General features: G+C 71.0%; 24 protein-coding genes. 14 read left to right on the forward strand and 10 right to left on the reverse strand.

From position 1 onward, the window contains the following. Window positions 1–30 precede the first annotated feature (30 nt). Window positions 31–777 carry an SDR family NAD(P)-dependent oxidoreductase gene (locus tag AC3ANR_RS17275; protein ID WP_488289341.1) on the reverse strand — a complete coding sequence of 249 codons (747 nt, stop codon included), beginning with the start codon at window positions 775–777 and terminating at the stop codon, window positions 31–33. After that, window positions 774–1,511: an SDR family oxidoreductase gene (locus AC3ANR_RS17280; protein ID WP_488289342.1), complete on the reverse strand. Its 738-nt coding sequence runs from the start codon at window positions 1,509–1,511 to the stop codon at window positions 774–776. The genes AC3ANR_RS17275 and AC3ANR_RS17280 overlap by 4 nt, the downstream gene beginning before the upstream one ends. 152 nt (window positions 1,512–1,663) lie before the next feature. On the opposite strand from AC3ANR_RS17280, the gene AC3ANR_RS17285 reads away from it, so the two are divergent. From AC3ANR_RS17285 to AC3ANR_RS17310, 6 genes are all read left to right on the forward strand, one after another. Next, window positions 1,664–2,377 (forward strand): FadR/GntR family transcriptional regulator, encoded by a 714-nt coding sequence (locus AC3ANR_RS17285; protein ID WP_488289343.1) that lies wholly within the window; start codon window positions 1,664–1,666, stop codon window positions 2,375–2,377. 34 nt (window positions 2,378–2,411) lie between these two features. Continuing rightward, window positions 2,412–3,389: a sialic acid TRAP transporter substrate-binding protein SiaP gene (locus tag AC3ANR_RS17290; RefSeq protein ID WP_488289344.1), complete on the forward strand. Its 978-nt coding sequence runs from the start codon at window positions 2,412–2,414 to the stop codon at window positions 3,387–3,389. Window positions 3,390–3,529: 140 nt separating this feature from the next. Then, the gene (locus tag AC3ANR_RS17295) at window positions 3,530–4,132 is read left to right on the forward strand and encodes a TRAP transporter small permease (RefSeq protein WP_488289345.1); all 603 of its coding nucleotides are present in this window, start codon (window positions 3,530–3,532) and stop codon (window positions 4,130–4,132) included. Window positions 4,133–4,148: 16 nt separating this feature from the next. Next, window positions 4,149–5,543, forward strand: coding sequence for a TRAP transporter large permease (locus AC3ANR_RS17300; RefSeq protein ID WP_488289346.1), 1,395 nt, complete (start codon window positions 4,149–4,151; stop codon window positions 5,541–5,543). Between the two features lie 103 nt (window positions 5,544–5,646). Beyond that, on the forward strand, window positions 5,647–7,173 hold the full coding sequence (locus AC3ANR_RS17305; protein WP_488289347.1) for a UxaA family hydrolase: 1,527 nt from the start codon (window positions 5,647–5,649) through the stop codon (window positions 7,171–7,173). 2 nt (window positions 7,174–7,175) lie between these two features. Next, entirely contained in the window at window positions 7,176–8,243 is a 1,068-nt protein-coding gene (locus AC3ANR_RS17310; RefSeq protein ID WP_488289348.1) for a malate/lactate/ureidoglycolate dehydrogenase, read from the forward strand. Window positions 8,244–8,250: 7 nt separating this feature from the next. Here the strand turns inward: AC3ANR_RS17310 and pdeM are convergent, their stop codons facing one another. The 6 genes from pdeM to AC3ANR_RS17340 all read right to left on the reverse strand — a co-directional run bounded on the left by pdeM (window position 8,251) and on the right by AC3ANR_RS17340 (window position 13,905). Further along, window positions 8,251–8,931, reverse strand: a complete 681-nt coding sequence (gene pdeM, locus AC3ANR_RS17315) for a ligase-associated DNA damage response endonuclease PdeM (protein WP_488289349.1) — start codon at window positions 8,929–8,931, stop codon at window positions 8,251–8,253. A 41-nt stretch (window positions 8,932–8,972) separates the two neighbouring features. Next, window positions 8,973–9,632 (reverse strand): nucleoid occlusion factor SlmA, encoded by a 660-nt coding sequence (gene slmA, locus AC3ANR_RS17320; RefSeq protein WP_488289350.1) that lies wholly within the window; start codon window positions 9,630–9,632, stop codon window positions 8,973–8,975. A gap of 139 nt (window positions 9,633–9,771) precedes the next feature. Next, a complete protein-coding gene (locus tag AC3ANR_RS17325; RefSeq protein WP_488291837.1) occupies window positions 9,772–11,142 on the reverse strand; it encodes a sensor histidine kinase N-terminal domain-containing protein in 1,371 nt (456 codons plus the stop codon). A gap of 47 nt (window positions 11,143–11,189) precedes the next feature. Beyond that, window positions 11,190–11,891 (reverse strand): response regulator transcription factor, encoded by a 702-nt coding sequence (locus AC3ANR_RS17330; protein ID WP_488289351.1) that lies wholly within the window; start codon window positions 11,889–11,891, stop codon window positions 11,190–11,192. Window positions 11,892–12,020: 129 nt separating this feature from the next. Then, on the reverse strand, window positions 12,021–12,911 hold the full coding sequence (gene argB / locus AC3ANR_RS17335; protein ID WP_488289352.1) for an acetylglutamate kinase: 891 nt from the start codon (window positions 12,909–12,911) through the stop codon (window positions 12,021–12,023). 37 nt (window positions 12,912–12,948) lie between these two features. Then, window positions 12,949–13,905 carry an NAD-dependent epimerase/dehydratase family protein gene (locus AC3ANR_RS17340; RefSeq protein WP_488289353.1) on the reverse strand — a complete coding sequence of 319 codons (957 nt, stop codon included), beginning with the start codon at window positions 13,903–13,905 and terminating at the stop codon, window positions 12,949–12,951. A gap of 49 nt (window positions 13,906–13,954) precedes the next feature. On the opposite strand from AC3ANR_RS17340, the gene AC3ANR_RS17345 reads away from it, so the two are divergent. Next, a complete protein-coding gene (locus AC3ANR_RS17345) occupies window positions 13,955–15,007 on the forward strand; it encodes a CDP-6-deoxy-delta-3,4-glucoseen reductase (RefSeq protein WP_488289354.1) in 1,053 nt (350 codons plus the stop codon). 42 nt (window positions 15,008–15,049) lie between these two features. On the opposite strand, the gene AC3ANR_RS17350 is transcribed toward AC3ANR_RS17345, so the two are convergent. Further along, a complete protein-coding gene (locus AC3ANR_RS17350; RefSeq protein WP_488289355.1) occupies window positions 15,050–16,036 on the reverse strand; it encodes an NAD(P)-dependent oxidoreductase in 987 nt (328 codons plus the stop codon). A 109-nt stretch (window positions 16,037–16,145) separates the two neighbouring features. Here AC3ANR_RS17350 and galU point away from each other — a divergent pair, with 109 nt between their 5' ends. Continuing rightward, window positions 16,146–17,033, forward strand: a complete 888-nt coding sequence (galU, locus tag AC3ANR_RS17355) for a UTP--glucose-1-phosphate uridylyltransferase GalU (protein WP_488289356.1) — start codon at window positions 16,146–16,148, stop codon at window positions 17,031–17,033. 19 nt (window positions 17,034–17,052) lie between these two features. Here the strand turns inward: galU and AC3ANR_RS17360 are convergent, their stop codons facing one another. Then, window positions 17,053–17,280: a sulfurtransferase TusA family protein gene (locus AC3ANR_RS17360; RefSeq protein WP_488289357.1), complete on the reverse strand. Its 228-nt coding sequence runs from the start codon at window positions 17,278–17,280 to the stop codon at window positions 17,053–17,055. A gap of 72 nt (window positions 17,281–17,352) precedes the next feature. On the opposite strand from AC3ANR_RS17360, the gene rfbD reads away from it, so the two are divergent. The 6 genes from rfbD (at window position 17,353) to AC3ANR_RS17390 (ending at window position 20,565) form a co-directional block, all read left to right on the forward strand. After that, window positions 17,353–18,282, forward strand: coding sequence for a dTDP-4-dehydrorhamnose reductase (gene rfbD / locus AC3ANR_RS17365; protein ID WP_488289358.1), 930 nt, complete (start codon window positions 17,353–17,355; stop codon window positions 18,280–18,282). Further along, window positions 18,279–18,833: a dTDP-4-dehydrorhamnose 3,5-epimerase gene (gene rfbC, locus AC3ANR_RS17370; RefSeq protein WP_488289359.1), complete on the forward strand. Its 555-nt coding sequence runs from the start codon at window positions 18,279–18,281 to the stop codon at window positions 18,831–18,833. The genes rfbD and rfbC overlap by 4 nt, the downstream gene beginning before the upstream one ends. A gap of 177 nt (window positions 18,834–19,010) precedes the next feature. After that, window positions 19,011–19,244, forward strand: a complete 234-nt coding sequence (gene rpmB, locus AC3ANR_RS17375) for a 50S ribosomal protein L28 (protein ID WP_458539643.1) — start codon at window positions 19,011–19,013, stop codon at window positions 19,242–19,244. Between the two features lie 22 nt (window positions 19,245–19,266). Continuing rightward, window positions 19,267–19,437 carry a 50S ribosomal protein L33 gene (gene rpmG, locus AC3ANR_RS17380; protein ID WP_055899695.1) on the forward strand — a complete coding sequence of 57 codons (171 nt, stop codon included), beginning with the start codon at window positions 19,267–19,269 and terminating at the stop codon, window positions 19,435–19,437. Between the two features lie 121 nt (window positions 19,438–19,558). After that, window positions 19,559–20,035, forward strand: coding sequence for a RidA family protein (locus AC3ANR_RS17385; protein WP_488289360.1), 477 nt, complete (start codon window positions 19,559–19,561; stop codon window positions 20,033–20,035). An 86-nt stretch (window positions 20,036–20,121) separates the two neighbouring features. Next, window positions 20,122–20,565, forward strand: a complete 444-nt coding sequence (locus AC3ANR_RS17390; RefSeq protein ID WP_488289361.1) for a DUF3597 domain-containing protein — start codon at window positions 20,122–20,124, stop codon at window positions 20,563–20,565. The last annotated feature ends 44 nt before the right edge of the window (window positions 20,566–20,609 follow it).

Genomic DNA, 20,609 nt, shown 5'->3' on the forward strand with positions numbered 1-20,609 from the left:
GAGGCGGCCGCGGGCCGCCTCGGGGCGGGCCTAGTACGTGGAGCGGCCGCCGGACAGGTCGAACACGGCGCCGGTGGAGAACGAGCAGTCGTCCGTGCACAGCCAGCCCACCAGCGCCGCCACCTCCTCGGGCGTGCCGAAGCGGCCCATCGGGATCTTGCTGAGCATGAACTGGATGTGCTCGGGAGTCATCTGGTCGAAGATGGCCGTCTTCACCGCCGCGGGCGTCACGCAATTCACGCGCACGTCGACGTCGGCCAGTTCCTTGCCCAGCGACTTGGTCAGGCCGATCACCGCCGCCTTGCTGGCGCTGTAGGCGCTGGCGTTCGGGTTGCCGTCCTTGCCCGCCACCGAGGCGATGTTCACGATGCGCCCGTAGCCCTGCTGGCGCATCAGCGCCGCCACCTCGCGGCAGCAGTAGAAGAGGCCGTGCACGTTGACGTCGAACACCTTGCGCCATGCGTCCGGCGGGTAGTCCCACACCTTGGTGTTCGGCCCGGTGACGCCGGCGCTGTTGACCAGGGCGTCGATGCGCGGCGAGCGGGCCACGGTGCGCTTGACGGCCTCGAGCACCGAGGCGTAGTCGGCCACGTCGACGCGCACGGCCGCGGCCTTGGCGCCCAGCTTCATGGCGGCCTGCTGCGCGGCGGCCTCGTCGAGGTCCCACAGCGTGACGGAGCCGCCCGAATGCAGCAGCCGTTCGGCGATCGCGTAGCCCAGGCCGGTGGCGCCGCCCGTGATCACCGCGTGGCGGCCCTGGAAATCGAGCTGGTTCATATCGTGATACCTCCATCGACCGAATAGGCCTGGCCGGTGACGAACGTCGCCTCGTCGCTGGCGAGGAACACCACCAGCGGCGCGATCTCCTCCGCCTTGGCCAGGCGCCCCATCGGCTGGCGCGCGACGAAGCTCCTGCGCGCGGCCTCGGGGTCGGGATTGGCGTTGATGCGCTCCTGCAGCGACGGCGTGTCGACCGTGCCGGGGCAGATCGCATTGCAGCGGATGCCCTCGGCCACGTAGTCGGCCGCCACGCTCTTGGTGAGCCCCAGCACCGCCGCCTTGCTGGTGCCGTAGATGAAGCGGTTGGGCAGGCCCTTGATGCTGCTGCACACGCTGGCCATGTTGACGATGCTGGCGCCGCGCCCCTGCGCCAGCATCTTCGGCAGCGCCGCCTGGATGGTCCAGAACTGCGCGCGCACGTTGAGGTTGAACGCGAAGTTCCACTCGTCGTCGGTGGCCTGCAGCACCGTGCCGTTATGCACGTGGCCGGCGCAGTTGAAGAGCACGTCGATGGCCGGCATCTCGCCGACCAGCCTGCCGATGGCCGCCTTGTCCAGCACGTCCAGGCGCACGGCGCGCACGCGCTCCACGCCCTGGTACGCCGCGAGCGCCTGCTCGTTCACGTCGGTCGCCCACACCTGCGCGCCCTCGGCCGCGAGGGCCAGCGCGCTCGCGCGGCCGATGCCCTGTCCCGCGGCGGTGACGAGCGCCGTCTTGCCTTTCAGACGCATGGAATGTCTCCGTGGTTGTCCCTGCCCTCGGGTTTTGCCGGATGCGCCCGGGGCCGTTCGGCGTCGATATTAATTGGCCTGACCACTTGGCCAGTCATGGCGAACCCTGAGACGGGCTCGCCATCCGTCCGGTTCGCATTCCGCCCCCATCCATGCCCCTGCAAGCCGTCGAATCGCAGCGCCTGTACCGGCAGATCGCCGACCAGTTGCGCTCGCTCGTCGCCGGCGGCGAGTTCGCCGCGGGCAGCCGCCTGCCCGCCGAACGCGACCTGGCCCGGCAGCTGGGCGTGAGCCGTCCTTCCGTGCGCGAGGCGCTGATCGCGCTGGAGGTCGAAGGGCTGGTGGAAGTGCGCATCGGATCCGGCATCTACGTGCGGGCGCAGCCGGCCCACGGGCACGGCAAGGCCGCGGCCGGCCCCAACGAATGGGGCCCGCTGGAGCTCATGCGCGCGCGCGAACTCGTCGAGGGCGAAGTCGCCGCGCTGGCGGCGCGGCACGCCCGCAAGGCGCAGGTCGGCGCGATGGCCTCGGCCCTGGCGCGCATGCGCGAGGACGCCGACGCCGGCATCGTGCCGCGCGCCGGCGACGAGGCCTTCCACACCGCGGTGGCCGACGCCTGCGGCAACGAAGTGCTGCGCGACACCGTCTTCGGCTACTGGCAGGCGCGCAGCGGGCCGCTGTTCGCGCGCCTGGGCGACTACTTCGAGAACCCCGCCTCCTGGAGCGCGGCGCTGGTGGAACACGCGGCGGTGCTCGACGCGATCCGCGCGCACGATGCCGCGGCCGCGCGCGCCGCGATGCACCAGCACCTCAAACGGGCCTACAACCGATACAGCGCGAGCTGGCGCCGCGCCAACAGTTCCTGACGCCAGACCTGACCAACCACAAGGAGACAACGCGATGCGAAAGCGCCTGACTTTGAAACTGATCGCCGCCTGCGCGCTGGCGGCCGCGGCCGCCGGCCCGGCGTTCGCCCAGACCAAGCTCAAGTGGGCCCACGTCTACGAGACGTCCGAGCCGTACCACAAGTGGTCGGTGTGGGCCGGCGACGAGATCAAGAAGCGCACCAACGGCCGCTACGAGGTGCAGGTGTTCCCGGCCTCCACGCTGGGCAAGGAGTCGGACATCAACCAGGGCCTGCAGCTGGGCACGGTGGACATCGTCCTGACCGGCGCCAGCTTCGCCGCGCAGGCGTACAGGCCGCTGGCGATCTCGTACTTCCCGTTCGTCTTCCGCGACGCCGAGCACCAGTTCAAGTACGCCAAGAGCGACGTCTTCAAGGAACTGGCCGGCGGCTACGACAAGGCCAGCGGCAACCACATCACCGCGATGACGTACTACGGGGCCCGCCACGTCACCTCCAACCGCCCGATCGCCAAGCCCGAGGACATGAAGGGCCTGAAGATCCGCGTGCCCGACGCCCCGGCCTACCTGGCGTTCCCCAAGGCCCTGGGCGCCAACCCGACGCCGATTGCCTTTGCCGAGGTCTACCTGGCGCTGCAGAACGGCACCGTGGAGGCCCAGGAGAACCCGCTGCCCACCATCGAGGCCAAGAAGTTCTACGAGGTGCAGAAGAACATCTCGCTGACCGGCCACATCGTCGACTCGCTGCTGACGGTGGTGTCCGGCTCGCTGTGGGGCAAGCTGTCCGACGCCGACAAGAAGATCTTCGGTGACGTGATGGTCGAGGCCGCCGACAAGGCCAGCCGCGAGATCGCCGCCTCGGAGGTGCGCCTGGCCGAGGAATTCAAGAAGCGCGGCATCAACGTGATCACGGTCGACAAGAACGCCTTCCGCGAGGCGGTGCTCAAGTCCACCAAGCCGGCCGACCAGGGCTACCGCCAGGCCGACTACGACAAGATCCTGGCGATCAAATGACCCCCCCGAAGCGGCCTTCGGCCGCCTCCCCCCGAGGGGGCGCCACCGGCGGCCCGGCAAGGCCGGTTCCGCGGTGGCCGCTTGCAGTTCATGCCGTCCAGGCATCTCGCCCCGCGGTGGGCGCTCAGGAGTAATCAGACATGTCGAGCCAGACCACCGCCGCCGCAACGGCCGAGGACGACCCCTTCGGCGGCCCCAAGGTGATGGGGGACGACGGGCAGTTCCACGCGCAGGACGAGGCCGTGGACCTGTCCGGCACCTTTCCGGAAGCCTGGGTCGCCCTGGGCTTCTTCTGGGTGCTGGGGCTGACGGTCTTCTACCAGTTCTTCACCCGCTACGTGCTGAACGACTCGGCCTCCTGGACCGAGGAGATCGCGCGCTACCTGCTGATCGGCACCGTCTTCATCGGCGCCGCCATCGGCGTCGCGAAGAACAACCACATCCAGGTGGACTTCTTCTACCGCCACCTGCCCGCGGCGATGTGCCGCTGGATGGCGCGCGCGGTCGACGTGCTGCGCATCGCCTTCTTCGCCGGCGCGGTGATCCTCACCGTGCAGATGATGCTCAAGCTGGGCAACGCCCGCATGACCATCGTCGACCTGCCCATGAACCTGGTCTACGGCGTCTGCCTGGCCGGCTTCATCGCCATGCTGTTCCGCTCCGTCTGGGTGATGCGCGTGCACCTGCAGCGCGGCTACAGCGTGCTGGAACGTCCCGAGACCACCATGGAGGACCGGGCCTGAGCCCCGGTCGACAGCCTTGCTCAAGATCGTCTTCCTGTTCCTGATGGGCGGCGGCCTGCCCGTCGCCATCGCGATGGCCGGCGCCTCGCTGGTCTACCTGCTGTGGGCCCAGACCACGCCGCCCTTCGTGGTCATCCACCGCATGGTCAGCGGCATCGACAGCTTCCCGCTGCTGGCCGTGCCGTTCTTCATCCTGGCCGGCAACCTGATGAACAACGCCGGCATCACCAACCGCATCTACAACTTCGCCCTCGCGCTGGTGGGCTGGTTGAAGGGTGGGCTCGGGCACGTGAACGTGCTGGGCTCGGTGATCTTCGCCGGCATGAGCGGCACCGCCATCGCCGATGCCGCCGGACTGGGCACGATCGAGATCAAGGCCATGAAGGACCACGGCTACAGCACCGAGTTCGCCGTCGGCGTGACGGCCGCCTCGGCGACGCTTGGGCCGATCATCCCGCCGTCGCTGCCGTTCGTGATCTACGGGATGATGGCCAACGTCAGCGTCGGCGCGCTGTTCCTGGCCGGCATCCTGCCCGGCGCGCTGCTGGCCATCCTGATGATGCTGACGGTGGCCTACTACGCGCACAAGAACGGCTGGGGCGCCGACATCAAGTTCGAGTGGCCGCGCGTGATCAAGGCGCTGGCCGAGACGGCCGTGGTGATCGGCTGGCCGCTGGCGATGTGGCTGCTGGTCGCCAAGGCCGGCCTGCCCGCCCAGGCGACCGTGATCGCCGGGCTGGTGGTGCTGTTCGGCATGGACAAGGTGTTCAGCTTCCAGGCCGTGCTGCCCATCATGACCCCGGTGCTGCTGATCGGCGGCATGACCACCGGCATCTTCACGCCCACCGAGGGCGCCATCGCCGCCTGCGTGTGGGCGATGGTGCTGGGCTTCGCCTGGTACCGCACCCTCAGCTGGAAGATGTTCGTCAAGGTGTGCCTGGAGACCGTCGAGACCACGTCCACCGTGCTGTTCATCGTGGCCGCGGCCAGCATCTTCGGCTGGATGCTCACCGCCACCGGCGTGACGGCGGCCATCTCGTCGTGGGTGCTGGGCTTCACCAAGGAACCGTGGGTGTTCCTGCTGCTGGCCAACCTGCTGATGCTGTTCGTGGGCTGCTTCCTGGAGCCGACGGCGGCCATCACCATCCTGGTGCCGATCCTGGTGCCGATCTGCCAGCAGCTGGGCATCGACCTCGTTCACTTCGGCCTGGTCATGGTGCTGAACCTGATGATCGGGCTGCTGCACCCGCCCATGGGCATGGTGCTGTTCGTGCTGGCCCGGGTGGCCAAGCTGTCGGTCGAGCGCACCACGGTCGCGATCCTGCCCTGGCTGGTGCCGCTGCTCGGCTCGCTGGCCATCATCACGTACTTCCCCAAGCTCGTCCTGTGGGTTCCGAAACTGTTCTATTGACCACCGAGGTCGCCCTGCCGGGCCCGGCCCGGCATCCAGCAGCGCGGCCCGCCGCGGCGCCGCACTGGATGGCGGGCCCGGCCCGCCGCGGCGAGGCAACACCATGACTCCCTTCATCCGCCTCCACCCCAACGACGACGTGCTGATCGCGCGCGCCCAGCTCGTCGGCGGCACCGCCGTCGAGAACGTGCAGGTGCGCGGCCTGGTGCCGCCGGGCCACAAGGTCGCCACCCGTGCCATCGCGGCCGGCGAGCCGGTGCGCCGCTACAACCAGATCATCGGCTTCGCCAGCAAGCCCATCGAAGCCGGCGAGCACGTGCACACGCACAACCTCTGGATGGGACCGGAGGGGGGCGCCTTCGAGCGCGACTACGCCTTCGGCGCCGACGTCAAGGCCGAGCCGGCGCGCCGCAGCGCCACCTTCATGGGCTTGCGGCGCACCGACGGCCGCGTGGCGACGCGCAACTACATCGGCGTGCTCTCGAGCGTCAACTGCTCGGCCACCGCCGCGCGCGCCATCGCCGACCACTTCTCGCGCCAGACCAACCCCGCGGCGCTGGCCGACTACCCGAACATCGACGGCGTGGTCGCCCTCACCCACGGCACCGGCTGCGGCATGGACACGCAGGGCCTGGGCATGCAGATCCTGGAGCGCACGCTCGCCGGCTACGCCACCCACGCCAACTTCTGGGGCGTCATCGTCGTCGGCCTGGGCTGCGAGGCCAACCAGATCAATGCCTGGCTCGCGCACTCGAGCCTGCGCGAGGGCGAGACGCTGCGCGTCTTCAACATCCAGGACACCGGCGGCACGCGCAAGACGGTCGAACGCGGCATCGCGCTGGTGCGGGAGATGCTTCCGCAGGCCAACCGCGTGCGGCGCGAGCCCTGCGGCGCCGAGCACATCACCATCGGCCTGCAGTGCGGCGGCTCGGACGGCTACTCGGGCATCAGCGCCAACCCGGCGCTGGGCGCCGCGGTCGACCTGCTGGTGGCCCACGGCGGCACCGCCATCCTGTCCGAGACGCCCGAGATCTACGGCGCCGAGCACCTGCTCACGCGCCGCGCCACGCGCCGCGAGGTGGGCGAGAAGCTGGTCTCGCGCATCAGGTGGTGGGAGCAGTACACCCGCGCCAACGAGGGCGAGATGAACAACAACCCCTCGCCCGGCAACAAGGCGGGCGGCCTCACCACCATCCTGGAGAAGTCGCTCGGCGCCGTCGCCAAGGGCGGCACCACCAACCTGCAGGCCGTCTACGAATACGCCGAGCCGGTGAAGGCGCACGGCTTCGTCTACATGGACACGCCCGGCTACGACCCCGTCAGCGCCACCGGCCAGGTGGCCGGCGGCGCCAACATGATCTGCTTCACCACCGGGCGCGGCTCGGCCTACGGCTGCGCGCCCTCGCCCTCGCTCAAGCTGGCCACCAACACCGCGCTGTGGCAGCGGCAGGAGGAGGACATGGACATCAACTGCGGCGAGATCATCGACGGCACGGCGTCGATCCAGGCCATGGGCGAGCGCATCTTCCAGCTGGTGCTGGCCACCGCCTCCGGCGCGGCGAGCAAGAGCGAAAAGCACGGCTACGGGCAGAACGAGTTCGTGCCGTGGCAAGTCGGCGCGGTGATGTGACCATGACGATCCAGCTGCAAGCCCCCGACCTGCAGGCCCGCGTCGCGGCCATCCTGCGCGCCGCCGGCAGTTCGCCGCAGGAGGCCGACGCCGTCGCCGCCAACCTGGTGCTGGCCAACCTGTCCGGCCACGATTCGCACGGCGTCGGCATGGTGCCGCGCTACGTCGACGCCGTCCTCGAAGGCGGCCTGGTCCCCAACACCGCCGCGCGCGTCACGCTCGACGCCGGCGCCCTGCTCACCGTCGACGGCGACCGCGGCTACGGCCAGATCGTCGGCGCGCAGGCGATGGAGCTCGCGATCGGCAAGGCTCGCGAGCTGGGCAGCTGCGTCCTCGCGCTTTCGCGTGCGCACCACCTGGGCCGCATCGGCCACTTCGCCGAGATGGCGGTGGCCCAGGGCCTGGTGTCGCTGCATTTCGTCAACGTGCTGTCGCGGCCCGTGGTCGCGGCCTGGCATGGCGGCGACGGCCGCTTCGGCACCAACCCCTGCTGCATCGGCGTGCCGCTGGCCGGCCGCGAGCCGTTCGTGCTCGACTTCGCCACCAGCCGCGTGGCGCAGGGCAAGATGCGCGTGGCCCACAACGAAGGCAAGCGGGCCGAGCCCGGCACGCTGATCGACGAGGAGGGCCAGCCGACGACGGACCCCGGCGTCGTCGTCGTCGCGCAGCCCAAGGGCGGCTACGGCGCGCTGCGTGCCTTCGGCGAGCACAAGGGCTCGGGCCTGGCGATCGCCTGCGAGCTGCTCGGCGGCGCGCTGACCGGCGGCGGCACCTGGCACCGCGAGGCGGACCACAAGCGCTCGGTCTACAACGGCATGCTGGCCATCGTCATCGACCCCCGCAAGCTGGGCACGGCCGATGCGTTCGCGCAGGAGGCGCTGGCCTTCGTCGACTGGTTGCGCCAGGGCCCGCCGGCGCCGGACACCGAGGGCGTGCTGCTCGCCGGCGAGCCGGAGCGTGCGGCGCGTGCGCAGCGCGCGCGCGAGGGCATCGCGGTCGACGCCACCACCTGGGCCGAGATCACCGCCGCGGGCCGCAAGGTCGGCGTCGAGCCGGCGCCGGTGCGCTGAGGTGCGCTCAGGCCGCGCCCGGCAGCTCGCGCACCACGCCGTCGGCGACGGCGAAGATGCGGTCGCCCGCCACCGGCTCGATGCGGTGCATGCCGGTGAAGCTGCCGAACGCCGGCAGCACGCCCACGCCGCCGCCCGTTTCCCTGTCGGCGCTGTCATCCCCCAGCCAGAAGCACGGCAGCCGCAGGCTCTGGAAGGCGCGGCCGCGCACGCGCACGCACGGGTGCCAGTGCCCGGCGAGCACGTAGGCCCCCGCGACCGCGCCGGGGTGGTGGCGCAGCGCGAACGCGCCCAGCCGCAGCGGCTCGTCCACGACCTCGATCCCCAGCGACGCCGGCGGGTCGCCCGCCCGCGCGTCGTGGTTGCCGCGCACCAGCGTGAGCGCGATGCCGGCATGCCCGGCCCGCCACGCGTGCAGGGCCTGCAGGGTCTCGGGCGCATGCGAGCGGGCCGAATGCAGGAAGTCGCCGAGGAAGACGATGCGCCGGGCCCCGGTCGAGCGCAGGTCGGCGTCCAGCCCCTGCAAGGTGGCCGCGGTGGTCGCCTCGGGCACCGGCACGCCGAGCCGGCGGTAGCTCACGGCCTTGCCGAAGTGCGCGTCGGCCACGAGCAGGGTCGCATGGGCCGGCAGCAGCATGGCGCCGCTGGGCAGCAAGACGGCCTGGTCACCCGCCAGGGAGATGCGCATCGTGGAGACCGCGACAGGAACGGGCGGCGGTGGCCGCGCGCTCAGAGCATGCAGGCGAGGCTGGCCTCGAGATGCTCCGAGGGGCTGCGGCGAAAGCCCGAGCGCGCGAAGCGCTGCAGGCGGCCGACGAGGAAGGACGTGAGCATCGAGGCGCGCACCTGCGCGTCGACGCTGGGCATGGCCGAGCCGTCGCCCTCGGCCGCGCTGCGCAGGCACTGCTTGAGGGTCGACTCGATCTTGTCGAAGAACTGGTTCATCCGCTGCTGCAGGCGCTCGTTCTCGTAGACGAGGGCGTCGCCGACCATCACCCGCGTCATGCCCGGGTTCTTCTCGGCGAACTGCACCAGCATGGCGGCAATGCGCGCCGCCTGCCGCTGGCCGGCCTCGACCGGGCCGTCGGCGCCGGCCTCGCGCTCCTGGATCTGGTTGACCAACGTGAACACGCTCTGCTCGATGAACTCGATCAGACCCTCGAACATCTGCGCCTTGCTGGCGAAGTGCCGGTACAGCGCCGCTTCGCTGACCTCCAGCCTGGCCGCCAGTGCCGCCGTGGTGATGCGCTCGGCGCCCGGCTGCTCGAGCATCATCGCCAGCGCCTGCAGGATCTGCACGCGCCGCTCGCCCGGCTTGGGGCGCTTGCGGGCCGGGGCGGCGGCTTCGGCGGCGGATGTGGCGGGGAGGCTGAGCTCGGCGTCGGACATGGATGCGGGCTATGGATGGGTTGGGTCCATTCTCGCACATGGATGGGCACCCTTTCGCGGACAGGCCTCCTGCAGTCGCGCGGCTCAGCGGCCAAGTGCGCACTTACAACGTGGCGCGCCCGCCACGCTGCGCGGGCCCTCAGAGCAGGACCGAAACCCGCAGCCCGCGGCCACCCGCGCCGCACTGCAGCTCCAGCTGGCTGTGGTGCACGCGGGCGATCTCCTGCGCGATGGCCAGGCCGAGCCCGTTGCCTTCGCCATGCGTGCCCTGCACCCGGTAGAAGCGCTCCAGGACGCGGCCGCGCTCGGGCGCCGGGATGCCCGGTCCGTCGTCCTCGACTTCCAGCAGCGCGTGGCCGCCGCGCCGGCCGCAGCGGATCGTGACCGTGCCGCCTTCGGGCGTGTACTTGACTGCGTTGTCCACCAGGTTCGCCAGCAGCTCGCGCAGCAGCCAGTCGTGGCCCATCACCTCGACCGGCTCGGCGTCCAGGCCCAGGTCCAGGTGGCGCGCGCTGGCGGCGTCCAGGTGCGCGGCCAGGATGTCCTCGCACAGGGCCTTGAGCTCCACGCGCTGGCGCGGCTGTGCCTGCATGGTGCGGGCGTCCGCGCGCGACAGGGCGAGCAACTGGTTGGCCAGCTGCGAGGTCCGGCGGGTGGCGCCGCGCAGCTTGTTGACCTGCTCGGCGCGCAGCTGCAGCGTGCCGTCGCCGCCGCCGGTGTTGGCCGCCTGGGCCCAGGCTTCCACCTGCGCCTGCAGGCCGGCCAGCGGCGTGCGCAGCTGGTGCGCGGCGTCGGCGACGAACTGGCGCTGGCTCTGGGCCTGCGCGTTCACCAGCCCGAACAGGCGGTTGAGCGAGCGGACCAGCGGCCGCACCTCCTCGGGCGAGGCGTTCTCGTCGAAGGCGCTCAGGTCGCGCGGCGAGCGGCGCTCCACGGCATCCTTGAGGTCCAGCAGCGGCTTGAGCGCGCGCTCCACCGCCCAGCCGACGGCGAAGGCGGCGGCGGCGATCAGCACCAGGTTGGGCAGCAGCACCTTGAACAGGATCGAGCGCGCCCACTGCTGGCGCGGATCCGAGCCGTCGGCCACCGAGATCACGACCTCGCCCAGCACGGTCTGCTGCCGCTGGCGCACGATGCGCCAGGTGACGCCGCCGTGCTCCTCGCTGTGGAACTGCGGCTCGGCGGCGGTGGGCGCGAGGTCGGCGAGCCAGGCGTCGCCCGTGACGAGGCGGCCGTCGGCATCGGTGATCGCGAACGCCGCGAACCCGGCGTGGTCCTTGAAGAATTCCGCCACCGCCGGCGGCATCAGCAGCAGGGGCATCTCCCGGCGGCCGGTGTCGTGGCCGATGACCGAGTCGGCCAGCAGCGGCACCAGCGCGGCCAGGCGCCGGTCCTGCTGCTCGGCCACGTTGTCGGCCGAGCGGTAGTCGAACCAGGCGTTGAGCATCGCCAGCGCGCCCAGCGGCACCAGCAGCATCACCAACAGCCGCCGGCGCAGGCCGGACAGCATGCGCCCCGCCGCCGAGTCGCGGCGCCGCATGGCGGGCGCGAAGCGCATCACGGCCGCAGCGCGTCCTGCAGCTCGAGCCGGTAGCCGAAGCCCCGGATGGAGCGCAGCGCGACGCCGTGCGGCTCGAGCTTGCCGCGCAGCCGCGAGATGTAGACCTCCACCGCGTTGGGCGTGATCTCCTTGTCCCACCCGGTCAGCGCCTGCAGGAGCTTGTCCTTGCTGGCCGGCTTGGGCGCATGGATCAGCAGGTACTCCATGACGGTCCACTCGCGCGGACCGAGTTCGATCGGCACCTGCTGGCCGTCGCGGCGCGCGCTGGCGCGCCGGTTGGCCGTGTCCAGCTCGATCGGGCCGAAGGTCAGCACCGCGCTGGTGGCCGCCTGCGAGCGGCGCAGCAGCGCGCGCAGCCGCGCGAGCAGCTCGGGCAGCTCGAACGGCTTGACCATGTAGTCGTCGGCGCCCAGGTCCAGGCCCTGCACGCGGTCCTGCAGCGCGTCGCGGGCGGTCAGGATCAGCACCGGCATCTTGCGGCTGGCCATCTCGGGCTTGCGCAGCCGCCGCGTCAGCTCCAGGCCGTCCATCTGCGGCAGGCCGATGTCGATGATGGCGGCGTCGAACACCTCGGTGCGCAGCACCTCCTCGGCCCGTTCGCCGCTGCCGACCCAGTCGACCGCATAGCCGGCGCCCGTGAGGCCCAGCTTGATGCCGCTGGCCACCATGACGTCGTCCTCGACGAGAAGCAGCCGCACGTCAGCCCCGGCCGGCGCCCTTCGGGTCGGCGCGGCCCCATCCGGCGGCCACCGCGCCATCGGCGCGGCCGGGCCACGGGTGGCGCCCCGGCGAGGGGGTGGCGCCGAGGGCGCTTCGGGGCGGGACCGTCATTTGGAGCGGATCATCGTCCCGTAGGCCTGCTCGGTCAGGATCTCCAGCAGCATCGAGTGCGGCACGCGGCCGTCGATGATGTGCACGGAGTTGACCCCGCTCTTGGCGGCGTCGAGCGCGCCGCTGATCTTGGGCAGCATGCCGCCGGAGATGGTGCCGTCGGCGAACAGGTCGTCGATCTCGCGCGCCGTCAGGTCCGTGAGCAGGTTGCCCTTCTTGTCCAGCACGCCGGTGGTGTTGGTCAGCAGGATCAGCTTCTCGGCCCGCAGCACGGTGGCCAGCTTGCCGGCCACGACGTCGGCATTGATGTTGTAGCTCTCGTTGGACTCGCCGAAGCCGATCGGGCTGATGACGGGGATGAACTGGTCGTCCTGCAGCGCCTTCACCACCGCCGGGTCGATGGCGATGATGTCGCCCACCTGCCCGACGTCGTGCTCCTTGGTCGGGTCCTGGTTGTCGACCATCTTCAGCTTGCGCGCGCGGATCATCCCGCCGTCGCGGCCGGTCAGGCCCACGGCCTTGCCGCCGGCCTGGTTGATCAGGCCCACGATGTCCTGCTGCACCTCGCCGGCGAGCACCCACTCGACCACTTCCATGGTCTCGGCGTCGGTGACCCGCATGCCCTGGATGAACTCGCCCTTCTTGCCCAGGCGGTTGAGCGCCTGTTCGATCTGCGGGCCGCCGCCGTGCACGACCACCGGGTTCATGCCGACCAGCTTGAGCAGCACGATGTCCTCGGCGAAGTCGGCCTGCAGCTCGGGATCGGTCATGGCATTGCCGCCGTACTTGACGACGATGGTCTTGCCATGGAACTTGCGGATGTAAGGCAGGGCCTGCGCGAGGATCTCGGCCTTTTCGCGCGGCGCGATCTGGAGGGAATCGGTCATTGGGAGGGCGGGCGGCGGTGCAGCCGCAAATTGTGCCCTAGCGGCGCGGGCCGCTCGCGGCGCGGGGCGGCGCGGCCAGTCCGGTGTGCACCGTCGGGTGCGCGAGCCTCAGCCGCAGCTCGCGCTTCAGGCGCGTGTTGTCCAGGCGGCGCGATTCGCTCATGAAGCTCAGGAGCATGAGCGGCAATTCGTCCTGCGCGGTGCTGCGCGCCACCCGGGGCGGGCGCGGCAGGCCGTACAGGTCGGCAGCGAGGTCGAAGTAGTCGCCCATCTTCATCTCGCTGTCGTCGCTGGCATGCACCACGCGCTGCGGCCGGCCGCGCCACAGCGCCAGCACCAGCGCGCGCGCCAGGTCGTCGGCGTGGATGTGGTTGGTGTAGACGTCGTCCTGCGCCTGCAGCACCGGCGTGCCGCGCAGCAGGCGTACGCGCGGCGTGCCGCCGGCGCGATCGGGGGCGTAGATGCCGGGAATGCGCAGGATGCTCGCCCGCACGTGGGCGGCCCGGCCGAAGTGGCGCACCGCCGCCTCGGCGTCGACACGGCGCTGCGCGCGCGGCGTGCGCGGGGCCACCGGCCGGGCTTCGGTGACGCGCGCGCCGCCGCAGTCGCCGTACACGCCGCTGGTGGACCCATACACCAGCGAGGCGGGCACGGTGCGCAGCCGCAGCGCCCGCAGCAGCGTGGTGGTGCGCGTGTCGCGCCACCAGTTCGTGGCGGCGTCGCCGGGCGGGGGCGCCAGGTGCACGATGCGCGTGGCCAGCCCGGCCAGGCGGGCCAGCGACGCGGGGCGATCGAGGTTGCCCTGCAGCGGCGTGACGCCGCCGGCCCGCAGCGCGTCGACGCGGGACGGGCTGGAGGTCAGCGCCAGCAGCCGCACGCGGCCGCGCAACTCGCGGGCGACGCGCAGGCCGACGTCGCCGCAGCCCACGATGAGCACGCGTTCGCGGCGAAAGCGCGCCGGACGGGCGCCGAGGGGGCTCTGGTTTGAGGGCAAAATCCCGTCTGTTCGAGTGTGACGACGTCCCGTCGAGGATACCCAAAACATGACCAGCGCCCCGGCCGCCGCAGGCCCATTCCAGGTGACCGTGCAGCCCAGCGGCAGGACGTTCAGCGCCAACGCCGACGAGGCCCTGCTGGCCGCCGCCATCCGCCAGGGCATCGGCCTGCCCTATGGCTGCAAGGACGGCGCCTGCGGCTCGTGCAAGTGCAGGAAGCTCGAGGGCCAGGTCACGCACCGCGCCCACCAGAGCAAGGCCCTGTCCGCCGAGGAGGAGGCCAACGGCTACGTGCTGACCTGCAGCGCCGTCGCGCTGACCGACGTGGTGCTGGAGTCGCGCCAGGTCACCGACGAGAGCGCCTTCCCGATCCGCAAGATGCCTGCACGCGTGCTGTCGCTGGAGAAGAAGTCGCGCGACGTCATGATCGTCAAGCTGCAGCTGCCGGCCAACGACACGCTGCGCTACCACGCCGGCCAGTACATCGAGTTCATCCTGCGCGACGGCTCGCGGCGCAGCTACTCGATGGCCAACGCGCCGCACGCCGGCCCCGGCGTGGAACTGCACATCCGCCACATGGCGGGCGGCAAGTTCACCGACCACGTGTTCGGCGCCATGAAGGAAAAGGAGATCCTGCGGGTCGAAGGCCCGTACGGCAGCTTCTTCCTGCGCGAGGACTCCGACAAGCCGATGATCCTGCTGGCCTCGGGCACCGGGTTCGCGCCGATCAAGGCCATCATCGAGCACATGCAGGCCAAGGGCATCACCCGCCCCGCCACGCTGTACTGGGGCGGCCGTCGCCCGGACGACCTGTACCTGGACGACTGGGTGCGCGCGCGCTGCGCCGAGATGGGCAACCTGAAGTACGTGCCCGTGGTCTCCGACGCGCTGCCGGAGGACGACTGGAAGGGCCGCACGGGTTTCGTGCACCGGGCCGTGCTGGAGGACTTCCCCGACCTGTCGGGCCATCAGGTCTATGCCTGCGGCGCGCCCATCGTGGTCGATTCGGCCCGCGCGGAGTACAGCGCCGCCGCGCAGTTGCCGCCCGAGGAGTTTTACGCCGACGCCTTCACCACCGAGGCGGACAAGCATCGCGACTAGGGGCGCCGCGCCCTTTCTGGCCGGCGATGGCCGGCCGGGGGACTAATAGGCCGCCGAGCGGCGACCGCCTTCCAGGTCCATCATCCCCGTGGGCACCGGCTCGAAGCCGGTTGCGGGGGCGCTCAGCGTCTCGTGGATGCGGTGGACCACATACCAGCTGGCGCGCAGGCGGGCCTCCCGCGTGTGGGCCCCCAGCCGCGGCGTCAGGAAGAGGTTGTTGCACTCGTGCAGCGGCGAGCCCTTGGACGCGAAGCCGGATTCGGCGCCGTCCAGGATGGCCGATTCGATGCGGCCGTCGTTCAGGGCGCGGGCGAAGCCCTGGATGTCGAACAGCTGCGACCGGCTGATCCCCACCCAGACCTGCCCCGGCTTGCAGTGCGCCAGCAGCTTGTCGTTGATGAATCCCTGGTAGCGCGAGCCGTAGATCACCTGCACCGAGACGGCGTCGGCATGGGCCAGCAGCTCCTGCGCGCCCACCGGCTGGATGTTCAGGCGCCCCCAGATGGGCGCGGTGTGGTGCACCGCCGGGTCGTAGCCGATCAGGCGGGCACCGAGGGAGTGCAGCATCAGGGCGAGCGCGTGCGCGGTCGGCGCCAGGCCCAGGATGCCGACGACGCTGCCATGCAGTTCCCGGCCGAGCCGCAGCTCGGCATGCCGGTCGCCCGCGACGGCCGCGCCGATGCCGCGCCGGTACAGCAGCAGCAGGCTGGCCAGCAGGTACTCGGCGTTCGATCGCACGTTGGCGGTGCTGGCGTTGATGACGCGCACCTTGCGCTCGCGGCAGGCTTCCAGGTCGGTGTTGTCGGTGCCGCCATGCAGCCGGGCGACGGCCTTCAGGCGCGGGGCGAAGTCGAGGAATTCCTGGGTGACGGCGGCCTTGCGCGGCAGCACGACGGCCTGCGCCTTGTAGACGGCCTTGCGCAAGGCGCTCGGGTCGAGGGCGAGTTCGGGCCTCACCTCGACCGGGTGCCGCTCTTCCAACCAGCTCTGCGCCTCCGGCACGAGCCGTTCGACCAGTAAGATGTCCAAGGCAGTGATTGCGCCGTTGTCCGACAGGAAGTTCAGCCGCAGGCGAATGGATGAGACACCGCGGCGTGAAAGACTGCCTCAACTTTAACCACAACCTCCTCAGCAGTCGATGAGTACCCACCCCAAGATCAACAAGGCCGTCTTTCCCGTGGCCGGCCTGGGAACCCGATTCCTGCCGGCGACCAAGGCCCAGCCCAAGGAAATGCTGCCCGTCGTCGACAAGCCGCTGATCCAGTACGCGGTCGAGGAGGCCTACGAGGCCGGCATCCGCCACATGATCTTCGTCACCGGCCGCAACAAGCGCGCCATCGAGGACCATTTCGACACCGCCTACGAACTCGAGCACGAGCTGGAGGCCAACGGCAAGAAGGCGCTGCTGGAGCTGGTGCGCTCGCTGACGCCGGACGACATGTTCTGCTCCTTCGTGCGCCAGCCGCGCGCCCTGGGCCTGGGGCACGCCGTCCTGTGCGCCGAGCCGCTGGTCAACCACGAGCCCTTCGCCGTCCTGCTGGCCGACGACCTGATGTGCGGCAAGGAAGGCGGCTCCTGCGTGACCGGCCAGATGGTCGAGCAGTTCGCCCGCACGCCAACCTGCATCCTGGCGGTGCAGGAAGTGCCGCGCGAGCACGTCAAGCGGTACGGCATCGTCGCCGGCGAGCCGGTCAACGAGCGCCTGACCAAGGTGACCGCGATGGTGGAGAAGCCCAGCCCCGAGGAGGCGCCCTCTCGCATGGGCGTGGCCGGCCGCTACATCCTCACGCCGGCCGTCTTCGACATGATCCGCAACAATCCGCGCGGCGCCGGCGGCGAGATCCAGCTGACCGACGGCATCGCCCGCCTGATCGACACCGAAGGCGTGCACGCGTTCCTGTACGAGGGACGCCGCTACGACTGCGGCAGCAAGCAGGGCTTCCTGGAGGCCACCGTCGACCTGGCGCTCAAGCACGAGGAAGTCGGGCCCGACTTCCGCGAGTACCTGAAGTCGCTGAAGCTCTGAGGTCCGGCGGGGCGCCGCCTCAGCGGCGCCGCAGCACGTGGACGATGTCCTCGCCCTGCTGCTGCTGCTCGACCAGCTCGTTGCCGGTCTGCCGGGCGAACGCCTGGAAGTCCCGCACCGAGCCGGGATCGGTGGACACCACCTTGAGCAGCTGGCCGCTGGCCATGTCCGTCAGGGCCTTCTTGGCCCGCAGGATGGGCAGCGGGCAGTTCAGGCCCCGGGTGTCGATTTCCTTGTCGATGTGCATGGCGCGGCGGGAAGAGCTGCGGCCATTCTAGGCGCCGGTGCCGGGACGATTTGCTATCGTCCCGCTCCTCCCATGAAGATCCTCCTGTTCGGCAGCACCGGCCAGCTCGGCTGGCAACTGCGCCGCAGCCTGTCCGTGCTGGGCGACGTGGTGCCGCTTTCGCGCGCCTCCACGCCGCTGTGCGGCGACCTGCTGCGGCCCGACGGCATCGCGGCCGCCATCCAGGCGGTCCGACCCGATGTCGTGGTCAATGCCGCGGCCTGGACCGACGTGGACGGCGCGGAACGGGACCCCGCCGGCGCCCAGGCGGTGAATGCGACGGCCTGCGAAGCACTCGCGAGCGCCAGCCGCGAGGCGGGCGCGTGGCTGGTGCATGTCTCCTCGGACTACGTGTACGACGGCGCCGGCGAGCGGCCATGGAAGGAGTCGGACCGGCCGGGCCCGCTGGGCGCGTACGGCCGCAGCAAGCTCGCCGGCGACGGTGCCGTCATGGGCGGCAACCCGCGCCACCTGGTGCTGCGCACCGGCTGGCTGTTCGAGCCCTGGCGGCGCAATTTCGTGACCGCCGTCCTCGCGGCCGCCCGCAGGCGCGACACGATCGACGTGGTGGCGGACCAATGGGGCGCGCCCACCCGGGCGGCGCTGGTGGCGGACGTCGCGGCCCACATGCTGCGCAGCGTGGCGCAGGCGCCCTCGCCTGATGCGCTCGCCGGCCTGTACCACGTGGCCGCGGCCGGCTTCACCAGCCGGCACGGCTGCGCGCAGCTGGTGGTGCGGGAAGCGCTGGCGCTCGGCCTGCCCCTGCGGACGACGCCCCGCCAGGTGCGGCCGGTGGCCTCGGCCGCCGCGACCGGGGCCGCGCCGCGTCCGCTGAACTGCCGCCTGGACACGAGCCGCCTGCACCAGGCCTTCGGGCTCGCCCTGCCCCCCTGGGAGGAAGGCGTGCGCCAGGCCCTGGCGGACATCGCGCTTGCCGAGCGCGGCGTGGAGGCACCCCGATGAAAGTCCATCCGACCCGCCTGCCGGGGGTGCTGCTCCTCGAGCCCGATGTCCACCGGGACGATCGGGGCAGCTTCATGGAGACCTGGAACCAGCGCACCTTCGACGCGGCGGTGGGCGGCCCGGTGGCCTTCGTGCAGGACAACCACTCCCTGTCCCGCCAGGGCGTGCTGCGCGGGCTGCACTTCCAGCGCACCCAGCCGCAGGGCAAGCTGGTCCGCGTGGCGTCCGGGTGCGTGTACGACGTCGCCCTGGACCTGCGGCGCAGCTCGCCGACCTTCGGCCAGTGGGACGCCATCGAGCTGGACGCGGCCGCGCCGCGCCTGCTGTGGATCCCGCCGGGATTCGCCCACGGCTTCCTGGTCCTGTCGCCCCAGGCGGAGGTCCTCTACAAGGTGACCCGGCACCATGCGCCCCGCGACGAACGCGCCGTGGCCTGGAACGACCCCGCCCTGGCGATCGCCTGGCCGCTGGAGCGCCTGCCGGGGCCGCCAATCCTGTCGCCGCGCGATGCCGCGGCGCCCCGCCTGGCCGCGGCCGACCTGCCCGGCTGAGCGCGCGGGCGGCCTGCGCTATAATGGCCGGCTTTGCTGCCGCGAGCCTGGGAAGGACACCGCGACGGCACATGGGTTACCGCCACCCGACTTGGCGAGGTGAGGCGAGTTCGCGAGGCCCTCGGCGCAAGCCGGCCGGCCGACAGTGACCGCCGTATCGATTGACTGGAGTGCTCCATGGCACGCGTCTGTGAAGTGACGGGCAAGGGCCCGATGGTGGGGAACAACGTCTCCCACGCCAACAACAAGACCAAGCGCCGGTTCGAAGTGAACCTGCAATACCGCCGTTTCTGGGTCGAGAGCGAGAACCGCTGGGTGCGCCTGCGCATCTCCAACGCCGGCCTGCGTCTGATCGACAAGAACGGCATCGAGACCGTGCTGGCGGACCTGCGCGCCCGCGGCCAGGCTTAACCCCCCGCGAAGGAGCAGCACCATGGCAAGCAAAGGCGGCCGCGAGAAGATCAAGCTGGAGTCCACCGCGGGCACCGGCCACTTCTACACCACGAGCAAGAACAAGAAGACGATGCCCGAGAAGATGTCGATCATGAAGTTCGACCCGAAGGCGCGCAAGCACGTCGAGTACAAAGAGACCAAACTGAAGTAAAGCGGCACTGCCGCGATTTCAGTGTGTCCCCGCGCAGGCGGGGACCCAGGAAGCCCCGCACTGCGGGGCTTTTCTCTTGGGCCATGGCATCCTTGCGCCCTCCCCCACCGTGAAGGACACCATGACCACCCGCCAGCAACGCCTCGACGCCTGCATCGCCGAACTGGGCCACGGCTTCGAGGGCCCGATCCTCGCGGGCGGCGACTACGTGCCGGTGGTGCACGACGGCGACGTCGCGTACGTCAGCGGCCAGGTGCCACGCGTGGGACAGTCGGTGGTGGTCACCGGCCGCGTCGGCGAGGCGGTGAGCTTGCAGGACGCCCAGCAGGCCGCCCGCATCTGCGCCGTGCGGGCGCTGCTGCTGCTGGCGGCGCAGCTGGGCGGCCTGGACCGCATCGCCCGCGTGCTGCGCGTGGGCGTCTACGTGCAGTCGGCGGCCGACTTCACGCAGCAAAGCGAAGTGGCCGATGCCGCGTCGAAGTTGATCAAGACCGTGATCGGCGAGGCCGGGGCCCACACGCGCACCTCGGTGGGCGTCTACCAGCTGCCGAAGGATGCCTCCGTCGAGCTGGAGATGACGGTGCGCACCATCGGCTGAGCGCCCGCCGAAGAAGCGCCGTTCTCCGACACGCCGCGGCCCAGCTCGCGCCGAGGATGCCCCCGACATCCTCAGGAGACCCCAGCATGAGCATCCTCGGCAACATCTTCGGCCGCATCTTCCACCGTCGCGAGGAGCCGCAGGCGGAAGTCGCCACGGCCGGCACGCCCGCTTCCGCCGGCGCTGCCCCGTCCGCCACCGCGCAGGCCGCGCCCGCAGCCACCCAGGCAGCGCCCGCCTCGGCCACCGCGCAGCCCCAACCCGCCGCCCAGCCCGTGGACGTCGAGGCCGTGCTGAACGAGATGGCCGGCAAGAACCCGCAGAAGCTGAACTGGCGCACGTCCATCGTCGACCTGATGAAGCTGCTCGACCTGGACAGCAGCCTGCAGGCGCGCAAGGCGCTCGCCGACGAACTGCACTACAGCGGCGACAAGAACGACTCGGCCAGCATGAACATCTGGCTGCACAGGCAGGTGATGAACAAGCTGGCCGCCAACGGCGGCAAGGTGCCCGCGGACCTGAAGGACTGAGTCGGTCCGCGCATGAAAAAAGGCCCCCGCGGGGGCCTTTTTCG

It is taken from the genome of Ramlibacter sp. JJN2-2R (assembly GCF_057747835.1).